This is a genomic window from Nocardia sp. NPDC051832, from assembly GCF_040681285.1.
Taxonomy (GTDB): Bacteria; Actinomycetota; Actinomycetes; order Mycobacteriales; family Mycobacteriaceae; genus Nocardia.
The window spans coordinates 816,548-832,709 of the sequence record NZ_JBFAYL010000001.1 but is presented as its reverse complement, the minus strand read 5'-3'; the positions used below and the strand labels follow the sequence as shown (position 1 = coordinate 832,709).

Annotated in this window: 17 protein-coding genes; 6 read left to right on the top strand and 11 right to left on the bottom strand. The window is 67.3% G+C overall.

The genetic code is table 11. The features are described 5' to 3' along the window. The first annotated feature begins 68 nt into the window (after nucleotides 1-68). Complete coding sequence (locus AB0M14_RS03505) at nucleotides 69-302, top strand: acyl carrier protein (protein ID WP_364988317.1); 234 nt, start codon at nucleotides 69-71, stop codon at nucleotides 300-302. 57 nt (nucleotides 303-359) lie between these two features. On the opposite strand, the gene hsaB is transcribed toward AB0M14_RS03505, so the two are convergent. From hsaB to hsaA, 4 genes are read right to left on the bottom strand one after another with little or no spacing between them, the layout of a single operon-like run. Then, the gene (gene hsaB, locus AB0M14_RS03500; protein WP_364988315.1) at nucleotides 360-944 is read right to left on the bottom strand and encodes a 3-hydroxy-9,10-secoandrosta-1,3,5(10)-triene-9,17-dione monooxygenase reductase subunit; all 585 of its coding nucleotides are present in this window, start codon (nucleotides 942-944) and stop codon (nucleotides 360-362) included. After that, nucleotides 941-1,852, bottom strand: coding sequence for an iron-dependent extradiol dioxygenase HsaC (gene hsaC, locus AB0M14_RS03495; protein ID WP_364988313.1), 912 nt, complete (start codon nucleotides 1,850-1,852; stop codon nucleotides 941-943). The genes hsaB and hsaC overlap by 4 nt, the downstream gene beginning before the upstream one ends. A gap of 2 nt (nucleotides 1,853-1,854) precedes the next feature. Further along, on the bottom strand, nucleotides 1,855-2,736 hold the full coding sequence (hsaD, locus tag AB0M14_RS03490; RefSeq protein ID WP_364988310.1) for a 4,5:9,10-diseco-3-hydroxy-5,9,17-trioxoandrosta-1(10),2-diene-4-oate hydrolase: 882 nt from the start codon (nucleotides 2,734-2,736) through the stop codon (nucleotides 1,855-1,857). 11 nt (nucleotides 2,737-2,747) lie between these two features. Further along, nucleotides 2,748-3,917, bottom strand: coding sequence for a 3-hydroxy-9,10-secoandrosta-1,3,5(10)-triene-9,17-dione monooxygenase oxygenase subunit (gene hsaA / locus AB0M14_RS03485; protein WP_364988307.1), 1,170 nt, complete (start codon nucleotides 3,915-3,917; stop codon nucleotides 2,748-2,750). Between the two features lie 198 nt (nucleotides 3,918-4,115). Here hsaA and AB0M14_RS03480 point away from each other — a divergent pair, with 198 nt between their 5' ends. The 3 genes from AB0M14_RS03480 to AB0M14_RS03470 all read left to right on the top strand — a co-directional run bounded on the left by AB0M14_RS03480 (nucleotide 4,116) and on the right by AB0M14_RS03470 (nucleotide 6,955). Continuing rightward, on the top strand, nucleotides 4,116-5,321 hold the full coding sequence (locus tag AB0M14_RS03480) for a Rieske 2Fe-2S domain-containing protein (protein ID WP_364988305.1): 1,206 nt from the start codon (nucleotides 4,116-4,118) through the stop codon (nucleotides 5,319-5,321). Further along, entirely contained in the window at nucleotides 5,321-5,650 is a 330-nt protein-coding gene (locus tag AB0M14_RS03475; protein WP_364988302.1) for a hypothetical protein, read from the top strand. The genes AB0M14_RS03480 and AB0M14_RS03475 overlap by 1 nt, the downstream gene beginning before the upstream one ends. An 81-nt stretch (nucleotides 5,651-5,731) precedes the next feature. Beyond that, nucleotides 5,732-6,955 carry a hypothetical protein gene (locus AB0M14_RS03470; RefSeq protein WP_364988300.1) on the top strand — a complete coding sequence of 408 codons (1,224 nt, stop codon included), beginning with the start codon at nucleotides 5,732-5,734 and terminating at the stop codon, nucleotides 6,953-6,955. Between the two features lie 7 nt (nucleotides 6,956-6,962). Here AB0M14_RS03470 and AB0M14_RS03465 read toward each other — a convergent pair whose 3' ends face one another. Then, nucleotides 6,963-7,493, bottom strand: a complete 531-nt coding sequence (locus AB0M14_RS03465; RefSeq protein ID WP_364988298.1) for a hypothetical protein — start codon at nucleotides 7,491-7,493, stop codon at nucleotides 6,963-6,965. Between the two features lie 493 nt (nucleotides 7,494-7,986). Between AB0M14_RS03465 and AB0M14_RS03460 the strand changes: the two genes are divergently transcribed. Next, nucleotides 7,987-9,306 (top strand): YrzE family protein, encoded by a 1,320-nt coding sequence (locus AB0M14_RS03460; RefSeq protein ID WP_364988296.1) that lies wholly within the window; start codon nucleotides 7,987-7,989, stop codon nucleotides 9,304-9,306. Nucleotides 9,307-9,369: 63 nt separating this feature from the next. Continuing rightward, complete coding sequence (locus AB0M14_RS03455) at nucleotides 9,370-9,612, top strand: hypothetical protein (RefSeq protein ID WP_364988293.1); 243 nt, start codon at nucleotides 9,370-9,372, stop codon at nucleotides 9,610-9,612. Here AB0M14_RS03455 and AB0M14_RS03450 read toward each other — a convergent pair. From AB0M14_RS03450 to AB0M14_RS03425, 6 genes are read right to left on the bottom strand one after another with little or no spacing between them, the layout of a single operon-like run. Beyond that, nucleotides 9,605-10,354, bottom strand: coding sequence for a DUF427 domain-containing protein (locus tag AB0M14_RS03450; protein ID WP_364988291.1), 750 nt, complete (start codon nucleotides 10,352-10,354; stop codon nucleotides 9,605-9,607). The two genes, AB0M14_RS03455 and AB0M14_RS03450, sit on opposite strands and share 8 nt — an antisense overlap. A gap of 60 nt (nucleotides 10,355-10,414) precedes the next feature. After that, a complete protein-coding gene (locus AB0M14_RS03445) occupies nucleotides 10,415-11,467 on the bottom strand; it encodes an acyl-CoA dehydrogenase family protein (RefSeq protein ID WP_364988289.1) in 1,053 nt (350 codons plus the stop codon). Beyond that, nucleotides 11,464-12,495 carry an acyl-CoA dehydrogenase family protein gene (locus AB0M14_RS03440; RefSeq protein ID WP_364988287.1) on the bottom strand — a complete coding sequence of 344 codons (1,032 nt, stop codon included), beginning with the start codon at nucleotides 12,493-12,495 and terminating at the stop codon, nucleotides 11,464-11,466. The genes AB0M14_RS03445 and AB0M14_RS03440 overlap by 4 nt, the downstream gene beginning before the upstream one ends. Then, nucleotides 12,492-13,634: an acyl-CoA dehydrogenase family protein gene (locus tag AB0M14_RS03435; protein WP_364988285.1), complete on the bottom strand. Its 1,143-nt coding sequence runs from the start codon at nucleotides 13,632-13,634 to the stop codon at nucleotides 12,492-12,494. The genes AB0M14_RS03440 and AB0M14_RS03435 overlap by 4 nt, the downstream gene beginning before the upstream one ends. Continuing rightward, entirely contained in the window at nucleotides 13,635-14,507 is an 873-nt protein-coding gene (locus AB0M14_RS03430) for an enoyl-CoA hydratase (RefSeq protein WP_364988282.1), read from the bottom strand. Nucleotides 14,508-14,553: 46 nt separating this feature from the next. Next, a complete protein-coding gene (locus AB0M14_RS03425; protein ID WP_364988279.1) occupies nucleotides 14,554-16,134 on the bottom strand; it encodes a FadD3 family acyl-CoA ligase in 1,581 nt (526 codons plus the stop codon). Nucleotides 16,135-16,162: the final 28 nt, after the last annotated feature.

Sequence of the window (16,162 nt, the reverse complement as noted above, 5' to 3'; positions counted from 1 at the left end):
AGCATGAACGGTTAAGTGCGCAACAATTGAGCACTTAACCGGGGTAGGTTCGGGTTGTGGATATGGGTATGGACGCCGTGGAGAAGGTCAGAGCGATTGTCGCTGAGCGCAGTGGGCGGCCGTTGAGTGACATCGGGCCCTACAGCCTCTTGAAGGACGACCTCGGCTTGGACTCGCTGGACCATGTCGAGATCATCGTGCAGATCGAGAAGCAGTTCCGACTCGGGATTTCCGACGAGGACGCGGTGGCTATGAAGACCGTCGGCGATCTCGTCAATTATGTTGTCACCCGCGTGAATTGACTCGAACTGCAGAACGGCCGGGAGCTGTGCGCTCCCGGCCGTTCGCTGGTTCTGGGTTCAGAGCCAGGTGTCGAGGGTGGTCGTGGTGAGGAAGTGGTCCAGGTCGGCGCGCCACGGGGCGGGTGTGGTCTTCTCCGGTTCGATGGCCGTGTACTGGCCCCGGTAGAAGAGCAGGGGCCTGCCGGAGTCGGTGGACTCCGACAGGGCCTGCACACGGCCGATCACGATGTAGTGATCGCCGCCGTCGACGACGCTGTCCACAGTGCACTGGATCGTGGCCAGCGAGTCGTCGAGGACCGGGACATCCAATTCGGAGGTGTGCCAGGAGGTTCCGGCGAACTTGTCGGGTTCGCGGGAGCCGAAGCGGGCGCAGACGGCCTGCTGCTCCTCGGCTAGGACGTTGACGCAGAACTTGCCCGCCTGTTCGATCGCCGCCCAGGACCGCGAAGTCTTGGTGGGGCAGAACAGGATCAGCGGCGGATCCAGCGACAGCGCGGCGAAGGATTGGCAGGCGAAGCCGACCGGCGCCTTCTCCTCGTCGAAGGTGGTGATGACGGTGATGCCGGTGCAGAACTGGCCCAGCACGTTCCGGAACGCGCGGGGATCGATCGCCGGCACCTCCTCGGGGGCTGCCTCGCTCATTGCTGTCGGGCCTGAATCGAGAAGTCGTGACCCCACAGGCTCACCGCCGTGGACTCCCGGGCGATCCAGGACAGATCGTCTTCGACTTCCAGTCCCTCGGTGCCGAATTCGATATCGAACCCACCCGGCGTCTTCATGTAGAACGACAGCATCTTGTCGTTGATGTGCCGCCCGAGCGTCGCCGACATCTTCACCTTCTTGCGCAGCGCGCGGTCCAGGCAGAGGCCGACATCGTCGGAGTTCTCCACCTCGACCATCAGGTGCACGATGCCCGTCGGGTTCGGCATGGGCAGGAACGCCAGCGAGTGATGGCGCGGGTTGCAGCCGTAGAAGCGCAGCCAGGCCGGGTCGCCGTCGGCGGGGCGGCCCACGAACTGCGGCGGCAGCCGCATGGAATCGCGCAGCCGGAAGCCGAGCACGCCCTGGTAGAACTCCTGCGCCGCGGCATCGTCGGTGCAGGTCAGCACCACGTGCCCGAGACCCTGCTCGGCGGTGACGAACTTGTGGCCGTACGGGCTGACGAACCGGCGGCCGAGGTACTGCGCGCCGTAGAACGCCTCCAGCGTGTTGCCGGACGGGTCCTGGAACCGGATCATGCCCTCGACGCGGCGTTCGGCGAGCTCTTCCTTGGTGCCCTCGGTGACGGCCACGTCCGCCTTCGCCAGGGTCTCCCGAAGTTCCTGCAGCCCGGCCCGATCCGTGACCTCCCAGCCGGAGACCAGGAGCCGGTCCTGCTCGCCGGGGATGATCACCAGACGCGCCGCGAAATCGTCCATGCGCAGGTAGAGGGCGTCCGGATCGGCGCCGCTGCCCTCCATCATGCCGAGCACCTTGAGCCCGTATTCGCGCCAGGCCGCCATATCGGTGGCCTCGATGCGCATGTATCCGAGCGACTTGATGTTGCCCATGCCTACTTCTCCTTGCGGGACCCGGAGAGGAAATCCGTTGCGAGCCGGTTGAACTCATCGAACTTTTCCAGCTGGGCCCAGTGGCCACAACCGCCGAAGACATGAAGCTGTACCCGGGGGATCATTTTTGTCGCCACGATCGCACCGTCGAGCGGATTGACCCGGTCTTCCCGGCCCCAGATCAGCAGCACCGGCTGCCGCAGCTTGTAAGCCTCGCGCCAGAGCATGCCGAGCTCGAAGTCCGGTCCGGAGAACGACTTACCCATCGCCCGGGTGGCCGCCAGCGACTCCGGGGTGCTCGCCGAGGCGAATCGCTCGTCGATGAGCTCCTCGGTGATCAGCGACTGGTCGAAGACCATGATCCGGAGGAACGCTTCGAGATTGGCCCGCGTCGGTTCGTAGTTGAACTTCGCGAGATTCTTCACGCCCTCGGTCGGGTCCGGCCCGAACACGTTGACGCTCAAGCCGCCCGGGCCCATCAGCACCAGCTTGCCCGCGCGATCCGGGTAGTCCAGCGCGAAGCGCACCGCCGCACCGCCGCCGAGCGAATTGCCCAGCAGGTGCACGCGTTCGGTGATCTGCAGATGATCCAGCAGATCCTTCAGCGCGGAGGCGCTGTGCGAGAAGTACTGCGGGTGGTCGACCGGCTTGTCGGACTGGCCGAACCCGGGCTGATCCACGGCGATGACGTGATAGTCCCGCGCCAGTACCGGAATATTGCGCGCGAAGTTCGACCAGGACGACGCGCCCGGGCCACCGCCGTGCAGCAGCACGATCGTCGGGCCGTTGCCGGCGCCGGCCTCGTGATAGTGCAGCTTCAGATCCGGCCGCACCTGCGCGAAGCGCGAAGTCGATTCGTAGGTCAGTTCTGCCGTCGAAGTCACGAAATCCCCTCCTAGTACATGGTGTCGGTGATCGGCAGGCCGAATTCACCGGAACCGAAGATCGTGTAGGCGCGTTCCGGATCGTTGGCGGCGTGCACCCGTCCGGCGTGCGCGTCCCGCCAGAAGCGCTGCAGCGGAGTGCCGTTCGCCAGTGCGGTGGCGCCGGAGCTCTCGAACAGCTTGTCGATCGAGGCGATCGCCCGGCCGGTGGCGCGGACCTGGTCGCGCCGGGCACGCAGGCGCAGTTCGACCGGAATCTCCTCGCCGCGCAGCAGGTACGCGTACTCGTCGGCCACGTTGCCGGACACCTGACGCCAGGCGGCGTCGATATCGCTGGAGGCCTCCGCGATGCGGACCTTGGCGAACGGGTCGTCCTTGGCCTTCTCGCCGGCGTAGGCGGCGCGCACGCGCTTGCCCTGGTGCTCGACGTGTGCGGCGTAGGCGCCGTAGGCCATGCCGACGATCGGCGTGGTGATGGTGCTGGGATGGATGGTGCCCCAGGGCATCTTGTACAGCGGATCGGTGTTCTGTTCCAGGCCGGGCGATTTCAGTTCGTTCATCGTCCGGTAGCTGAGGAAGCGGTGCTTGGGCACGAAGACGTCCTCCACCACGAGGGTGTTGGAGCCGGTGCCTTTGAGGCCCACCACATTCCAGACGTCATCGATGCGGTAGTCGCTGCGCGGGATGAGGAAGCTGCCGAAGTCGACCGGCCGGCCGTCCTTGATGACCGGCCCGCCGACGAAGGTCCAGTCGGCGTGGTCGGAGCCGGAAGACCAAGCCCAGCTGCCGCTTACGCGATAGCCCGAGCCGTCCTCGACCACGGTGCCGGCGCCCATCGGGGCGTAGGAGGAGGAGATTCGGACCTCGGTGTCGTTGCCCCACACCTCTTCCTGGGTTTGCTGGCTGAACAGCGCCAGGTGCCAGTTGTGGATGCCGAGGATGCCCGCGACCCAGCCGGTGGAGCCGCACGCGCTGGCGATCTTGCGGACGGTGTCGTAGAAGATCACCGGGTCGGCCGCGTATCCGCCCCACTGCTTGGGCTGGACGATTTTGAAGAACCCGGTGCCCTGCAGCGCCTTCATGGTCTCTTCGGGAATGCGGCGCAGGTCCTCGGCCGCCTGAGCCTGCTCGCGCAGGAAGGGCAACAGTGCTTCGACCTTGTCGGTCACTTCTTGCGTCATCGTGGGACCTGCTCCTGCCTGGTCGGGTTGGTTACCGGTAGTCATTTGCCTCTGAGACTAGAACAGGTTCTTATTTCTGTCGAGAACAGGTGCCCGTATCCAGTGTGTCTAGAGTTCGCCCAGTAAGTGGACTCAATCGCTGGCGTCAACGGCGCTCATTTTGTAACGTGTTCTAGTACAGAAGGAGGAGGAATCGCGATGGCAGTTACCCCCAAGGGGAGCGGTGGCAAGGTTCGAGAGCTCGATGTGGGCTCCACGCCTACCCGTTATGCGCGGGGTTGGCATTGCCTGGGCTTGGCCGAATCGTTCCGCGACGGCAAGCCGCATTCGGTTCAGGCCTTCGGCACCAAGCTCGTGATCTGGGCCGATACCAAGAACGAACTCAATGTGCTGGACGGCTACTGCCGGCACATGGGTGGCGATCTGAGCATGGGTTCGATCAAGGGCGACGACATCGCCTGCCCGTTCCACGACTGGCGCTGGGGCGCCAACGGCAAATGCTCGGCGATCCCCTACGGCAAGCGCGTGCCGCCGCTGGCGCGCACTCGCGCGTGGACCACGATGGAGCGCAACGGGCAGTTGTTCGTCTGGCACGACGTCGAGGGCAGCAAGCCGCAGGATGACGTCGCCATCCCCTATATCGAGGGCGCCTACACCGATGCCGACGGCAACGGGAGTGAGCAGCTGGGCGAGCGCTGGACGCCGTGGGTGTGGAACACGATGCTCATCGAAGGCGCGAACTGCCGCGAGATCATCGACAACGTGGTCGATATGGCGCACTTCTTCTACATCCACTTCGCCTATCCGACCTTCTTCAAGAACGTCTTCGAGGGGCACATCGCCACGCAGTTCCTGGAGTCGAAGAACCGGCAGGACTACGGAACTCAGAAGTACGGCGAGGTGCTGCTGGAGTCGGTCGCGTCCTACTACGGTCCGTCCTGGATGCTGAACTCGCTGGTGAACAGCTACGGCGGGTTCGAAGTCAAGACGATGCTGATCAACTGCCACTACCCGGTCTCGCAGGATTCCTTCATGCTCATGTGGGGTCTGACCGCGGAGAAGCCGGCCGGCCTCGACGACGCGGGCGGCGCCAAGCTCGCGGCGAAGATGATGGAGGGCATCAACGTCGGCTTCCTCGGCGACGTGGAGATCTGGAAGAACAAGTCCAAGGTCGAAAACCCGCTGCTCTGTGAGGAAGACGGCCCGGTCTACCAGCTGCGTCGCTGGTACGACCAGTTCTATGTGGACCTCGCCGACGTCAACCCGAAGTCCACGGACCGGTTCGAGTTCGAGGTCGACACCACCAAGGCGAACATCGCCTGGGAAGCCGAAGTCGCGGAGAATCTGAAGCGGCGGGCGGAAGAGGAAGCGGCCAAGGCCGATCAAGCGGAGGCAGGCGTCTAATGATCCGGTGGGCCAAGGCACCCGACTTTGCCGACCAGCCGGAACGGCGGGCCGAGGTGCAGGCCCAAACCGTGGTCGACAAACAACGCTATCTCGAAACAGGCATGACCCCCCTGAAGTGTCAGTCCTGCGCGAGCGAGGTGCTGGTGCGCAAATACTCCGCGCACCAGACCTCGATCCAATGGGTCGCCGACCCGGCCGCCCGCTGCCCTGTCTTCGCGAAACTCAGTGCCGCGGGCAGCCAGCCGGGCCGCCCGGACTCCTGCGCCGACCTGGAACGCACCATCCAGTGGGCGCTGGACGAGGGCGTGCTCGAAATCCAGGAGTGACTCGCGGCCTGACCGACCCCGCCCGGCACCACAGCCTGTAGCACCTGCCCGCGATGGCCGAAGCCGGTCTATTGTCGGTCATTGCCGGATGATGCCGCACTGTCGACTGTGGCTGTCGGCGGCATCGGCGTCGTGCTAGCTCTTGGGGGAATGTTGATCGGCCGGATGACCCTTGTCACCTTGTCCGCCGCGGCGCTGGTCGCAGGGAGTGTGGTGTCCTCCGGTGCGGCGCACGCATCGGTGCTGCCCCGGCCGGGCGGTGAATTCGCGGTGGGGACAACGGTCTTGCGGTTGGCCGACCAGGCGCGTCCGGATCCGTTCCGGCCGGAGCGGACCCGGGAGTTGATGGTGTCGGTGTTCTATCCGGCCGTCGACGCCGACAAGCATCCACAGGCGCACTATGTCTCTACGTCGCTGCTGCCTGAGCTGGAGAAGCGTGCGGGCGTTCAGCTTCCGGGCCTGCTCACCAATGCGCACACCGAGGCGCCCGCGCGAACCGGGGAGTCCTACCCGGTCGTGCTCTTCTCGCCCGGCGCCGGGGTGATGCGGCTGTGGTCCAACGGGTTGGCCGAGGATCTGGCCAGTCGCGGCTATGTGGTGGTGACGATCGATCACACCTATGAGACGGCAGTCGAATTTCCCGGGGGCAGAATCGTGGAACCCAAACTCTTTCCAGAGTTCAGCCAGGAAGTTCGCAGGCAGTATCTGGATGCCCGGATGGCCGACACCCGGCTGGTCCTGGATTCGATGGTGCAGTTGGCGCACGGCACGAATCCGGATGCCGATCGGCACGCGTTGCCCGCGGGTCTGGACCGGGTGCTCGACCTGGAACGCATCGGGATGGCCGGGCATTCGCTCGGTGGTTACGTAGCGGTGGAATCGATGCACGCGGACCGGCGCATCGATGCTGCCGTAGACCTCGACGGGCAGATCGGTATCGACGAGGATTTCGGTCGATCGGTGATCGAGGGTGTCGATCGTCCGGTGCTGGTCATGACCAGCGAACAGATCGAGCAAGTCGGTGATGCGAATCCCTCGCTGGAAGCGTTCTGGCAGCGCGGCACCGGATGGAAACGGCAACTGACAATGCAAGGTTCAGCGCATTACGACTTCACCGATATGCCCGTGCTGATCCCGGATGCGGCCCGGCCCGCCGCCAAGACCTACGTCGGTCCGATCGCCGCAGAGCGCTCGTCGACGCTGGTACGCACCTACGTGGCCGCCATGTTCGACCAGTTCCTCCGCGACCGCCCGACCCCGATCCTCAACCACCCCACCCATCAAGAGATCACCGCGCTTCGTTGATCGGCGGCTACGCGGAGCTGGCGCGCAGGGCGAGCCAGCCGGTCGTCGGGTCCGCGTGGCCGTGGTAGAGGACGGGGATGCGCTGGTCTACCTCGAAGTGGCGGTAGACGGCGAGCATGGCGGTGCGGACGGCGTGGTCCTGGAAGTCGTCGACGCGGCGGGGGCCGAGGGGGTGTTCGGGCAGGGTCGCCAGGCGGGTCATTTCGTCGGGGTCGGTGGTGTCGAGCCCGAGTGGTTCGAGGTCGTTGATGAGGTGGTCGTGCAGGACCGAGCGGGTGCGGGCGGTGTCCGGGAGGCCGGGGCCGAAGGTGCGGAATTCGGCGCGGACGGAGCTGTTGGGATCGACCTGGGTCTGCATCAGCTGCGTCAGCTCGGCGGCCAGGCGCGCGGTGCCACCGGCCCCGACGGGGACTTGTTCCACCAGGTGCAGGATGCAGCCGCCACGGACCAGGGGTTCGGGAGCCAGGAACAGCGCCAGCGCTGGGTCGGGGTATTCGCGGCAGGTCAGACAGACCTTGGTGTGCGTCGGATCAGCCATGATGTCCTCCTTCTGGGGAGGCTTCGGCCGCTCGGCCGGACCAGGGAGCGCGGCCACTGTCCTATCGGTGAAACCGGCCGCCGGGTGTGAGTCCCGAGCGACCCGGGGTGCCCTTGCAGTATAGGAGCCGGAGGTAACCCGGTGCCTGGGGAATGTCGCATCCGCCGATAGGGGAGTGCCCGGCGCGGGGTTTACGCCGGTTGGACGAAAACGGCCCGGCCAGTCGTTTCCGCTCGGTCGTTGCCGCCGTGCGGAATTCGCTGCCGCCACCCGAAAGATCGGCGACAGGACCGAATTCGCATTCATGGGCGCATTCGAACGTGAATACGGCGTGGCAGCAGGACAATACCGGTCCGGTCGCGGATGGTGCGGTAGCGTTCACCAGGCCGCGGCCAGGCCAATTCCGCTGGTCGGCCGCCGAAATCGTTCTCCGGTGTTTCTTCAGTTCGTTCCGCTCGAGGTTTTCCCACCGCGAAATGGATGCGAGGTTCCGTTGAGAATTGCCCCAGCGATCGGTATCGCGGCGATGACTGCCGCGGCCGTCACCATTGCCGCGGCGCCCGCTTACGCGGTGCCGCCGATCACCGGCCCGACCTCGATCGATTGTCCGCCACTGGAAGATTGGGGCAATCCCGGCGACCCGGTCCCGCCGCGTCCCGCGGAATGCGGCCAGGACGACTGGGAGTTCCTGCCCGGAATTCATCTGCGCAGCAGCGCCTACAACCGCGTATCGACGATCTATGGCCCCGACGGCTCGATCACCTTCGTCGGCAGTGAGCATTTCCAGGTGCGCGGCAGCGACGGCACCGTGCTGCTCGGGGAGCAGGGCGAAGATCTGCATCACGTCCCGTTCGGGCACGAGGTGCCGCCACCGCCGCCGAAGGTGCTGTCGGAGGAATCGCCGCACGAGCGGGCGGTGCGCGAGGGATTGTCCCGGGTCCAGGTCTCACCCCTGCCGGGCTGGGATTACACCGGCGACCTCAGCGACAGTTCGGCGTTCCTGAACACCCCGATGGGCAGCGTCACCGTCCAGGCCCCGGGCACCGGCCCGGACCCGGACCACCTCATGCCGGGCCCCGGCGGCGAACGCCGGTGGCAGCCGATCAACAACTTCCAGGTCCTCGACGCGCAGGGCCGCTACCTGCTGGGCAACACCCTGACCTTCGGTTCGCCGATGGCGATCTGGCCGAACGCGGCGGTGCCGTGCCCGCCCGGCACGGTGCCGGTTTCGCAGTTGACCGAAGAGAATGTCGAGGCCGCGCGGACCGCGGACGAATTGCCGCCGCCGGTCTGCGAGGCGCCCGCCACGGTGCCGCTCAGCGGCAACCAGGAGATCGACGACAGCAACCCCGAGGTGCAGCGGCAGAAGGACCGCAACGACGCCTACAGCGCCGTGGCGACCCAGTTCGGGCTGGCTGTCAGTATCGGCGGGCTCATCGGCGGCGCCGTCGGCTTGTCCGTGGGTTGCCTGATCGGTCTGTTCGGCGGCGCCGGCGCGGGCAGCCTGTCCTCGATCCCGGGTATCGCGGTCGGCACGCTCGGCGGCTGCCTGGCCGGCGCGGCTCTGGTCGGCGTGATCGGAACGACGGCGGGCAGCCTCCTGCTCGGGATCCCGGTGGGCATCGCTTCCGGTATCAACGCCTACAACACCCTGAAGTTGCAGGGCGCGGTGGCGAAGCAGGTCGTCGAGGACGAGGTGGCGAAGGTGGCCACCATCAGCGGTCTGTCCGAGCAGCTGGCACCGGTGTTCCCGTGGCTGGCCGACCAGCCGGCCGGGACGCTCGCGCCGGCCTCGCCGCTGCCCGAGATCTGACGCGGTAGCCGGACAATCCGAAAAGCCCCGTCGTGCGAGCGACGGGGCTTTTACATTGGACGGATGCGGGTGCGGGCAGAAGAACTCGACAGGGCTCCGGGGAGCGGCCTCGATCGGATCGGTGCGGTCGAGATGAAATTGACGCCGATCGGCGCGGGCGACTTTCACGGCTCGATCGCGGAAATCGCCCGGGCGGCAGCCGAAATCGGTGGTGACTACTTCCACGTGACCGATTCCCTGGGCACCCGGATCATGGCGGATGTCTACCGGCGGGAGCCGCGCCAGCGGCGGCGCTGGTTCAGCTGAACGGGGAGCGCGGGCGGTCCTGCAACTCGCCGTCGAGATAGATGTCGACCTTCTCGTTGTAGAAGCAGGCCAGGCCCTGGATCTTCTGGCTCTCCGGCACCGGGGTGCGATAGATCCAGACATAATCGGCGTATTCGTTGTCGCCGACGCGCACGTTCCAATAGTCCGCGTTGCCTTTGTACGGGCAGCTGGAGCGGGTATCGGAAACTTGCATCAGATCCATCCGCACGTCGGTCAGCGGCAGGTAATACCGTGGCGGCAACCCGGTTTCGAAGAGAATGCGCGGCGCGTGCGAATCGGCGACGGTGACCCCGTCGATCTCCACCCGCACATGGCGCGAGCTGGCCAGGATGTCCACCCGCGAATACGGATCACGCGGGTGCACGTAGACGGGTTCGTCTTCCTCGAACCATTCGTCCATCGCGTTCCACTCCAGCCGGACCAGCTCGTGCAGGCCGGGCACCGGTGAATCGTGGTAGCGCAGTGCGGCATTCTCCGCCGTGATGCCGTTGACGACCACGTCGTAGCCGGTCCCGGTGCCGAGCGCGGGGGAGTGGCTCGCGGCATTGCTGGGCTCGAGTTTCGCGTGCAGGTCCACCGCGGGCAGATAGTAGGTCGGGTAGTACGGGTGCTCCCACACCAGCGCGGGCCGCGGGCTGTCGGCCACCAGGTGCCCGCCGAGATACACCCGGACGCGCTTGTGAATGCGCTCGATCCGCACGGCGCCAGTCGCATCGCTCATACTTCTCGACCGTACCCTCCCTGCCCGTCGTCCCGGCTGGTTCGCCGGGACGACGGCGGACTACGCGCTGTGTGCGAGCGGCCGGCGCGGGTTGCCGAAGAGCTGGGCGTCCCCGTGCGCGCGCTTGAAGAACAACTGTGCGTCGTGTTCCCAGGTGATGGCGATACCGCCGTGCAGCTGCACGGTTTCCGCGACGATCTCGGTGAACGCCGCCGAGCAGTGCAGGCGGGCGGCCCACACGTCCTCGGCGGCCGACGGACGGTTCTCGGCGACCGCGACGGTCGCCGCGAGCGCGGCCGACTTCGCCGATTCCAGCAGCACATACATGTCGGCCATGCGGTGCTTGAGCGCCTGGAAACTGCCGATGGCCCGGCCGAACTGCACCCGGGACTTTGCGTACTCGACGGTCGTCTCCAGGCACTGCTCCATCGCGCCGACTTGCTCGGCGGCGATTGCGGCCCAGGCGATTTCACGCAGGCGCGCGGCGAGTGGGGCGGGATCCGCGGTGCCCAGGCGTCGACCGGTGGCACCGTCGAAGGTGATCTCGGCCAGTTTGCGGGTGGTATCCATGGTGGCGACCGCGCGCCGGGTGACGCCGGGTGCATCGGCGGCGACTTCGAAAAGACCGGCCGCGGTGACCACGACCAGCGTGTCGGCATGGGTGCCCAGCACGTAATGCGCTGTCCCGCTCAGTGTCTCGCCCTCGGCGTGGACGCCGAACTCGTCCCAGCCCTTCGGGCCGGCCCAGCAGACGGCGAGGGTGCGACTGCCCTCGGCCACGCCCGGCAGCAGGCGGGCGCAGGCCTCGGCATCACCGGAGAGCAGCACCGCCTGGGCGCCGAGCACGGCTGAACCGAGCATCGGCACGTCGGCCAACGTGCGGCCCAATTCGCCTACCACCAGGAATGATTCGAGTAGCGATGCGCCGACCCCGTCGTACTCCTCCGGAATCGCCAGCGCCGCGACGCCGATCTGCTCGCAGAGCCGCTGCCAGAGCGCGGCGTCGTAGCCGAGATCGGTCTCGCTCCCCGCGCGGACGGCCGCGCTGCCCGCGTGCTTGGTCAGGAGTGCGCGCACCGACGCGGTGAATTCCTGGTGCTCCGCGCTGGTCATGCCTCACCTCGCAGGGCACGTTCCTGAATGGCCTCGTCCCGCAGCGCGCGGGCGATGCGCGAGCGGTGCATATCCGGTGTGCCCCAGGCCGACCGGAGGGCGGTCACCTTGGTCAGCCACAGCGACAGGTCGTATTCGGCGGTGTAGCCGATCGCGCCGTGCACCTGTAGCGCGGCCCGCGCCGCGGCGTAAGCGGCGTCGCCGCAGGTGATGACGGCGGCCGAAACGTCGCGGCCGCGGGTGGATTCGCCGAGGGTGAGCGCGGCCCGGAAGAGCAGCGGCTCGGCCAGATCCAAGGCGATCAGCACGTCGGCGAGCTTCTGCTTCACGGCCTGGAACTCACCGATCGGCTTGCCGAACTGCTTGCGCTGCTTGGCGTATTCGGTGGCCTGATGCAGCAGGGCGCGGCCCGCGCCGAGCAGCTGGGCGGCGCAGGCGAGCGCGCCGGTGTCGAAAGCGACCGCCGCGGCGTCGACCACCGCCGCGCCCTCGGCGACCGGCTCGCTCGGACTGACGGTGAACAGCCGCCGGGCCGGATCCACCGAGCGGACCAGCGCGCGATGCTCCGCCTGGCACAGCTCGTCGCCGTCCACCACCAGGACGACTTCGGCCGTATCGGCGTCCAGGACCACCGGGTCCTGATCCGGCGCGGCGAAGGCGATGGTGCCGAGCGCGGCGCCCTCGGCGAAACCGGGCAGCCAGCGCTGGGCCAGCTCCTGGTCCGGAAGTGCTTGTAGCAGTGCGGGAATCGCGGCGGCGGTCTCGACCAGCGGCCCGGGCACGCCGGCCCGGCCGAGCTCCAGGAACGCGACCACCAGATCGATCGGCTCCGCGCCGACTCCGCCGTGGTCCTCGTCGATGGCCAGGCCGAGCACCCCGGAATTCGCGAGCTGCCGGATCAGCCCGCGCCCGGCGCGCGGATCACCGGCGGCCCAGGCGCGGATCGCGGCGGGCGTCTGCCCGGCGTCGAGCAGCTTGCGAACGCTGGTGCCGAAGTCGAGTTGTTCCGGGCTGAGCGCGAATCTCATCGGCTGCTCCCTCTCGGTAGTCCGAGCAGCCGCTCGGCGATGATATTGCGCTGAATCTCGTTGGTACCGGCGTAGATCGGGCCGGACAGCGAGAAGAGATAACCGTCGGTCCAGGGCCCGGCCAGTTCGCCCGCGGAACCCAGGACGTCCAGCGCGGTTTCGTGCATGGCGATATCGAGCTCGGACCAGAAAACCTTGGTGATCGAGGATTCCGCGCCGAGCTTGCCGCCCTCGTTGAGCCGGGTGACGGTGCCGAAGGTGTGCAGGCGGTAGGCCTCGCTGCCGAGCCAGGCGTCCACCACCGCGTCCCGCTGAGCGGTATTGGTGCGGTCGCCGGTTTCCAGCCAGAGGTCGACCAGGCGCTGCGCGGTCGCGCTGAACCGGCCGGGGCTGCGCAGCGACAAGCCGCGCTCGTTGCTGGAGGTGCTCATGGCGACCCGCCAGCCTTCGTGCACCGCGCCGATCACGTCGCGGTCGGGCACGAACACGTCGTCGAGGAAGATCTCGGCGAAACCTGGCTCACCGTCGAGCTGCGGGATCGGGCGCACCGAGACGCCGTCGGCGTTGAGCGGGAACATCACGTAGGTGAGGCCGCGGTGCCGTTCGGCGTCCGGATCACTGCGGAACAGGCCGAACGCCCAGTCCGCGAACGACGCCCGCGAACTCCAGGTCTTCTGCCCGCTGAGCAGCCAGCCGCCGTCGGTGCGGCGCGCGGTGGAGCGGATACCGGCCAGGTCGCTGCCCGCTTCGGGCTCGGACCAGGCCTGCGCCCAGATGTCGTCGCCGCGCGCCATCCGCGGCATGATGCGTTCCAGCTGCTCCGGGGTGCCGTGCTCGAACAGCGTCGGCGCGAGCAGGAAGATGCCGTTCTGACTGACCCGCCCGGGCGCGCCCGCGGCGTAGTACTCCTGCTCGAACAGCACCCATTCCAGCAGCGAGGCGCTGCGGCCGCCGTACTTCTCCTCCCAGGAGACCACGGACAGGCGCGCGTCGGCGAGGGTGCGTTCCCAGTCGCGGTGCGCCTCGAATCCGGCCTTGGTGTCCATCGAGGCCAAGGGTGCGGATGGCTTGTTGGCGGCCAGGAAATCCCGTACTTCTTGCTGGAATTCCCGTGTCGCCTGGTCGAAATCCAGATCCACTTACGTTGTCCCGTTCTGCGTTGCGGTGGCCTTCATCGACTTGGCGTTCATGCCGCCCAGCGAATCGGCGCCGACTTCGGCGTTGTGCGCGTGCGCGAAGTGATGCAGCCCGAACACCGAGTCCATGCCGGTGCGCAGGCCCATCAGGTCCTCGGCCTGGTTGACGGCCTTCTTGGTCAGCGCCAAGCCGAATTGCGGCATGGCGGCGATCTTCTCGGCCAGCGCGAAGGTCTCGGACTCCAGGTCGGCGCGCGGCACGACCCGGTTGACCATGCCCCATTCCTTGGCTTGCGCGGCGTCGAAGCGGTCGCCGGTGAACAGGAATTCCTTGGCCGCCCGCGGTCCCATCACCCACGGATGCGCGAAGTACTCCACACCCGGAATGCCCATCCGCACCACGGGATCGGAGAAGAACGCGTCGTCCGCGGCGACGATCAGGTCGCACACCCAGGCCAGCATCAGCCCGCCCGCGATGCACGCGCCCTGCACCATCGCGATGGTCGGTTTGGGGATCTCGCGCCAGCGCCGGCACATCCCGAGGTACACCTCGGTCTCCCGCGCGAAACGCTGGTCGCCGCCGGTCTTGTCGACGTGGTCCCACCACAGCGCCGCCTTGTTCGGGTAGCGCACATGGTGATCGCGGCCCGGCGTGCCGATGTCGTGGCCCGCGCTGAAGTGTTTCCCGTTGCCGGCCAGCACGATCACGCCGACCTCGGGATCCTCAACGGCGCGCTCGAAGGCGGCGTCCAGGGCGTAGGTCATCACCGAGTTCTGGGCATTGCGGTAGTCCGGCCGGTTCAGCGTGACGATCGCGACCCGTCCCCGGACCTCATAGGTGACGACTTCACCCTCGTCGGGTACACCCTCGGTCATTTGATCTCCTCGCAGTATTCGCTTGCGGCGATGCTGTTCTCCATGGTCACGCTGTGCTACCGCCTCCGGGCGCTGAGCTCTCGCCGCGTAGTTGCCGCTTGAGCACTTTCCCGGACGCGTTGTAGGGCAACTCGGCGCGGAATTCGATGAAGCGCGGCACCTTGAAGTTGGCGAGCACGGTGCCGGCGTGCGTGCGCACGTCGTCCTCGGTGAGTGCGACGCCCGGCTTGCGCACCACGAAGGCCTTGCCGACCTCGCCCATCCGTTCGTCGGGCACCCCGATGACAGCGGATTCGGCGACGCCGTCGAGCCGGGACAGCGCCTGCTCGATCTCGGCGGGATAGACGTTGAAGCCGCCGGAGATGTACATGTCCTTGAGCCGGTCGGTGATCTTGAGATAGCCCCGCTCGTCCAGGGTTCCGACGTCGCCGGTGTGCAGCCAGCCCTCGGCGTCGATGGTCGCGGCGGTGGCCTCGGGGTCGTCGAGATAGCCCAGCATCACGTTCGGCCCGCGCAGCAGCACCTCGCCCGCGTCGCTGAGCCGCAGTTCGAAGTCGGCGATCGGGCGGCCGCAGGTGTTGGCGATGGTCTCCGCGTCGTCGTCGACCCGGCACATAGTGCCGAAGCCGGCGGCCTCGGACAGGCCGTAGCCCGTGATGACGACGCCGAATCGGAGCTCCGAGCGCATCCGCTCGACCAGTACCACCGGCACGGCCGCCGCGCCGGTGACGGCGACCCGCAGGCTACTCAGGTCGAACCGCGCCCGGTCCGGGAAGTCGAGAATGGTCTGGTAGATCGTCGGCGGCCCGGGCAGCACCGTGATCTTCTCCTCGCTGACCAGCCGCATTGTCTGGGGTACGTCGAAGGTCGCCTGCGGCACGATGGTCGCGCCGGTCACCAGGCAGGACAGAATGCCGGCCTTGTAACCGAAGTTGTGGAAGAACGGGCTGACCACAAGGTAGCGATCTTCGGTCGTCAGAGTGGTGCACTCGGCCCAACCGCGGACCACGCTGAGCGCCTGCCGGTGCGCGACCAGGGTGCCCTTGCTGCGTCCGGTGGTGCCGGAAGTGAAGAGGATGTCGGACAGGTCGTCGGGACCGACGGACTCGGCCCGCTTGCGCGCGTCGGCCACCGGTACCGCGGCGGCGATGCCCGCCAGGTCCGAATAATTCAGGGTGTGCGCATCGGCGGGCACTGCCGTATCGGGCTCGACCGGAATCACCACGACGGTCTCGATAACCAGCGCGGGCGCCGCCGCGCGCAGTTCGGCCAGCCGATCCCGGCCGAGGAAGGTGCCCGCGATGAACAGCGCTTTCGCGTCCACCCGCGCCAGCACGTCGGCGGCTTCCTCGGCCACATAGCGGGTGTTCAACGGCACCAGCGCCGCACCGGCGTAGTGCGCGCCGAGCGCGGCGACGACCCAGTGATAGGTGTTGGGCGCCCACATCGCGACCCGGTCGCCGGGCTGGACGCCGCGCGCGATCAATGCGCACGCCACCTCCTGGACCGCGGCGAGCAGCTGGTTCCAGTCCAGCCGGACCGGGCCGTCGGCGAGGGCGGGTGCGCCGCCATACGTCCGCGCGGCGTCGTGCAGTGCCATCGGTGTCGTCTGTGCAGGGGTTGTCACGGTTGTCCTCACCGTCCGCTGGGCCGTT

What these genes read in the sequence shown, in the direction of transcription:
- hsaA (WP_364988307.1), bottom strand. Translation starts at nt 3,917, where the DNA reads ATGACGCAAGAAGTGACCGACAAGGTCGAAGCACTGTTGCCCTTCCTG.
- AB0M14_RS03465 (WP_364988298.1), bottom strand. Translation starts at nt 7,493, where the DNA reads ATGGCTGATCCGACGCACACCAAGGTCTGTCTGACCTGCCGCGAATAC.
- AB0M14_RS03430 (WP_364988282.1), bottom strand. Translation starts at nt 14,507, where the DNA reads ATGACCGAGGGTGTACCCGACGAGGGTGAAGTCGTCACCTATGAGGTC.
- AB0M14_RS03450 (WP_364988291.1), bottom strand. Translation starts at nt 10,354, where the DNA reads ATGAGCGATGCGACTGGCGCCGTGCGGATCGAGCGCATTCACAAGCGC.
- AB0M14_RS03475 (WP_364988302.1), top strand. Translation starts at nt 5,321, where the DNA reads ATGATCCGGTGGGCCAAGGCACCCGACTTTGCCGACCAGCCGGAACGG.
- AB0M14_RS03445 (WP_364988289.1), bottom strand. Translation starts at nt 11,467, where the DNA reads ATGACCAGCGCGGAGCACCAGGAATTCACCGCGTCGGTGCGCGCACTC.
- AB0M14_RS03440 (WP_364988287.1), bottom strand. Translation starts at nt 12,495, where the DNA reads ATGAGATTCGCGCTCAGCCCGGAACAACTCGACTTCGGCACCAGCGTT.
- hsaB (WP_364988315.1), bottom strand. Translation starts at nt 944, where the DNA reads ATGAGCGAGGCAGCCCCCGAGGAGGTGCCGGCGATCGATCCCCGCGCG.
- AB0M14_RS03455 (WP_364988293.1), top strand. Translation starts at nt 9,370, where the DNA reads ATGCGGGTGCGGGCAGAAGAACTCGACAGGGCTCCGGGGAGCGGCCTC.
- AB0M14_RS03480 (WP_364988305.1), top strand. Translation starts at nt 4,116, where the DNA reads ATGGCAGTTACCCCCAAGGGGAGCGGTGGCAAGGTTCGAGAGCTCGAT.
- AB0M14_RS03505 (WP_364988317.1), top strand. Translation starts at nt 69, where the DNA reads ATGGACGCCGTGGAGAAGGTCAGAGCGATTGTCGCTGAGCGCAGTGGG.
- hsaC (WP_364988313.1), bottom strand. Translation starts at nt 1,852, where the DNA reads ATGGGCAACATCAAGTCGCTCGGATACATGCGCATCGAGGCCACCGAT.